3 protein-coding genes and 1 rRNA gene are annotated in these 4,276 nt (G+C 48.3%); 3 read left to right on the top strand and 1 reads right to left on the bottom strand.

Going from position 1 to position 4,276, the window contains the following annotated elements; translation table 11 throughout:
- Positions 1-1,457 (bottom strand): hypothetical protein (locus WCO51_10270; GenBank protein MEI6513642.1); only part of this gene is annotated, 1,457 nt, incomplete at its 3' end.
- 101 nt (positions 1,458-1,558) lie between these two features.
- On the opposite strand from WCO51_10270, the gene gatC reads away from it, so the two are divergent.
- The 3 genes from gatC to WCO51_10255 form a co-directional block, all read left to right on the top strand.
- A complete protein-coding gene (gene gatC / locus WCO51_10265; GenBank protein MEI6513641.1) occupies positions 1,559-1,855 on the top strand; it encodes an Asp-tRNA(Asn)/Glu-tRNA(Gln) amidotransferase subunit GatC in 297 nt (98 codons plus the stop codon).
- A 2-nt stretch (positions 1,856-1,857) separates the two neighbouring features.
- Complete coding sequence (gatA, locus tag WCO51_10260; protein ID MEI6513640.1) at positions 1,858-3,309, top strand: Asp-tRNA(Asn)/Glu-tRNA(Gln) amidotransferase subunit GatA; 1,452 nt, start codon at positions 1,858-1,860, stop codon at positions 3,307-3,309.
- A 445-nt stretch (positions 3,310-3,754) separates the two neighbouring features.
- Positions 3,755-4,276 (top strand): 16S ribosomal RNA (locus WCO51_10255); the annotation flags it as partial.

The following is a 4,276-nucleotide window of genomic DNA, read 5'->3' as shown; positions in this document are numbered from 1 at the left end:
GGGTGTTTGCGATAGGTTAGGACGACCTCTAAGCAATTAACTAAAACGCCAAGGCGGGCTTGGATGTCGTAGAAATCGTTGTGAAGTGTGTCGTACTTTAGAACAGTGCTGATTTGTGAACTTCCGATCCTTGTATCAAGACGGAAATGGAAAGCTTCTCGGGCATCGACATCATCGATTATGAAGCCGGGATCTTCGAAACGGATCGAACGGATATAAGCAAGCCCAAAAGCAAATTTGTCCGTAGGTCTCCAATAGAGTTCAGCAGAAGGGCGTACCCAACCGAATCCACCGTGTTCATTATATGCAAAAGTAGCGGCATGAACTTTTAAGCGGCCTGAGAAATCACCGAAAAGTGGGGTTTCATGCGTGACAACCGTCGCTTCTCCTATATATCGGGTCAAAGCTGTCCGACCTGGAAATTCGCGTATGCGCCCGACTCGAAAGACTGCAACTCCAAGTAATGGTCCGACCGGCATCCCAGTCTGAAACCCAAGTTCCCAATCTTTGCTTATACGCATGTCACTAAGGCGACGTCCAAAAACCTGCACATTTTCCGAATGCTCGGCAAAAGCAACCGTTCGGTTAATCCGTAAATCAGCCTCTTCTTGAGCCACAGAAGTCGTCCGAACTTGATCTATAAAGGCAGTGTTAAACCGCTCACCCTCTTCATTAAGGGGGATAGTGATAGGGCTTAGATTACGGTCGAAACTATAGGAATATCGCAGGCGGTACATAGGGACCGCCTCCATATAGACAGTGCTTTCGCCAAGGATAGCGGTGTTGCTGCTAAGTTCATAAGGCTGTGTCATATGGAGGTTGAACCCTTTTGCGCCATCATAACCAACTATAGGTAAAGGGAATTTTTTTACTTTTTGGCCGAGGTTAATACGTATCCAAGGGAGCCAAAGCACTTTCGTTTTACCAATTAATAGATAAACATTCGTCGCGACAATATCTCGCCCGGGGCGGATAACCATCTTTTTAGCCGTCATGTTATAGGGACCCGAAGGATAACCACCTGTGCTGGCTTTGACTTTGCGCGCTACCCAATCTTTCGGAGTGATTTCAAGTTTAGGAGTATAAAACCCGGTGCCGGTTGAACTGGCTTCAACCTCATCTGCAAATCCATACTGTAAACCGAAATCATAGCTAAGTTTAGATGACTTAACTTCACCGGCCGGATCGGTTAAATGGATATTTCCTATCGCATTCAATAGACCTTTCAGTGTGTTATAAGTGATTTCATCGGCGGTGATTTTCGTTTTCTCCGCAGTTATAACTACGCCGCCGCTTGCACTTATGATCCCTGTTGTGGAGTCATAATTCTCATCAGGCGCCTCAATGATAATTTCCTCTGGCACCCTTATCTGTTGTTTACTTACCTGTTGGGCAAAACCTGAGAGACCTATCATCAAAAATAACACAGGCAGCCAAAAACGTGTGTACACCGACATTCCTTTGCACCCTATCCTTTCAACCAATAGCATCTATTATGACAGTGACAATCTGGCATCATGTGCTAGAATCAGAAGGTATTTTATATGGAGGCATCAATTTGGCTCTTATTATAGAAGATGTGCGTCATGTGGCTAAGCTTGCAAGGTTGGCGCTGACGGAAGAGGAAATGGTTAGGCTGCTCGGCCATCTTAATGCTCTCATGGAGCACTTCACTAAGCTTCAGGAGCTTGACACAACTCAAATCGAGCCTACTTCCCACTCAATCCCGATTCTCAACGTTTTTCGAGAGGATCAAACAAGATGCTCGCTGCTGCCTGAGTCATTCTTGCGGAATGCTCCGGAGGCTGAGGACAACTTATTTATCGTGCCGCGTATTGTGGAGGATGAGGGCTAAGTATGGAACTCTTTGAGCTGACCGCACATGAAGTGCGAGACCTGATAAGAAAACGCGAAGTGAGTATTGCCGAGGTTACGGATTCGGTGATGAAGCGGGTTGCCGCTGTAGAACCGTCTGTTCAAGCCTATGTGACTGTTTTGGATGATGTTGCCAAAGAAATGGCCGCCGCCGCCCAGCAGAAGCTGGATAGCGGGGCAAAGGATGACCTTTTGGGTATCCCGATTGCCCTCAAGGACAACATGTGCACCAAAGGCATTCGTACCACCTGCGCATCTAAGATTTTGTATAACTACGAGCCGCCTTATGATGCGACGGTTGTCGAGAAATTAAAGTCAATCGGCGCGATCTTTTCCGGCAAAGCCAATATGGATGAGTTCGCAATGGGATCTTCGACCGAGAATTCCGGTTTCTTCCCGACGCATAACCCTTGGAACTTAGATTGTGTTCCAGGAGGTTCGTCTGGAGGTAGTGCTGCTGCTGTTGCTGCCGGTGAAGCCTTTGCTGCTCTTGGTTCGGACACAGGCGGTTCCATTCGGCTTCCGGCCTCATATTGCGGAGTGGTTGGGATGAAGCCAACCTATGGGCGCGTTTCGCGCTATGGGCTGGTAGCTTATGCTTCTTCGTTGGATCAGATAGGGCCGATTACCAAGGATGTTACCGATTGCGCGCTTATGATGAACGCATTGGCAGGCCACGACCCCCTCGATTCGACTTCAGTTGTTCTCGATGTGCCGGACTATACCGCCTCATTAAAGGAGGACGTTAAGGGATTGCGCGTTGGGGTTCCGAAGGAGTTCATGGCAGAGGGCACTGACCCGGCTGTTCGAGATGCCGTTATGAAGGCGGTCAACGTCTTAGCTGATAATGGTGCAATTGTCGAGGAGACATCATTGCCCTCGGTTGATTATGGGTTGGCGGTCTATTATATTATTGCACCCGCAGAAGCTAGTAGCAACTTGGCTCGATATGACGGCATTAAATATGGTTTGAGGGTTACAGATGAAAGCCATATCGGGCTGACTGAACTTACTCGGGAGAGAGGTTTTGGCGCTGAAGTCATCCAGCGCATAATGATCGGCACTTATACCCTATCGGCAGGCTACTATGATGCCTATTATTTAAAGGCACAGAAAGCGCGAACCCTCGTGCGACAGGACTTTGATAAAGCATTTGAAAAATATGATGTTCTAGCGACTCCCGTCTGCCCGACGGTAGCGTTTAAGATAGGGGAAAAGGCTGATGACCCCATGGCGATGAAGCTGAGTGATGTATGTACTATTACGATCAACTTAGCCGGTGTCCCCGCTATCAGCGTTCCCTGTGGGTTTAAAGACGGCCTTCCAATCGGATTGCAGTTAATAGGTAAGCCTTTCGGCGAGGAGAAAATCCTCCACACTGCCTACGCCTACGAACTACGCACCGACTGGCATAAGAAAAGGGCTGTGCTGTAAGGGCGGCCACGAGTAGGTTCGAAAAATTAGGACAAAATATATTCAAGTCCCTTGATTTATACTTGACACGAATGCGTAGGTAGGGTATTATATATGAGTACCTAGAAATAGGATGCTGGACACTTCGGACAGCTTGCTGGCCGAGGTTTTTTAGTCTGTAAAGCAGCTACTGGCAGATCTCCTGAATTAAAAATCAGAATTGAAATGTTTAGTGGTTGGTTCTTCTAGGTTAGATTTAGCTTCTTCGGAGGCGATCGCAAAAATAGAAAAATATTATGGAAAGCCTCTTGACAAAGTAGAGAGGTGTTGTCTATAATACTCTTCGCCTTTAGGGGAAGGTTTCCCCTTGCTCGTTGAAAACTAGGCAGGTAAACGAATCACTTAGCGTGTCCCAAAGTCAATCGACAATCTCGCTTCGGCGAGAACAGATCAAAAGTAACCGTTTTATACGGAGAGTTTGATCCTGGCTCAGGACGAACGCTGGCGGCGTGCCTAAGACATGCAAGTCGAACGAATTGTAGAAGCTTGCTTTTACAGTTAGTGGCGAACGGCGGAGTAATACATAAGCAACCTGCCCCGAAGACTGGGACAACATTCCGAAAGGGATGCTAATACCGGATGTGCCTGCTGAGCCACATGGCTCGGCAAGTAAATGGTTTTTCGCTTCGGGAGGGGCTTGTGGCCTATCAGCTAGTTGGTGGGGTAATGGCCTACCAAGGCTACGACGGGTAGCTGGTCTGAGAGGACGATCAGCCCGACTGGGACTGCGACACGGCCCAGACTCCTACGGGAGGCAGCAGTCAGGGATCTTGCGCAATGGACGAAAGTCTGACGCAGCGACGCCGCGTGGAGGATGACGCATTTCGGTGTGTAAACTCCTTTTATTGGGGAAGAAACAAGACGGTACCCAATGAATAAGCCCCGGCTAACTACGTGCCAGCAGCCGCGGTAATACGTAGGGGGCGAG

Source organism: bacterium (assembly GCA_037131655.1).
Taxonomy (GTDB): Bacteria; Armatimonadota; Fimbriimonadia; order Fimbriimonadales; family JBAXQP01; genus JBAXQP01.
This window is presented reverse-complemented; position numbering and strand designations above follow the sequence as displayed.

Excerpts from the sequence above, each read along its gene's own strand:
- gatA (MEI6513640.1), top strand. The coding sequence starts at position 1,858 with ATGGAACTCTTTGAGCTGACCGCACATGAAGTGCGAGACCTGATAAGA.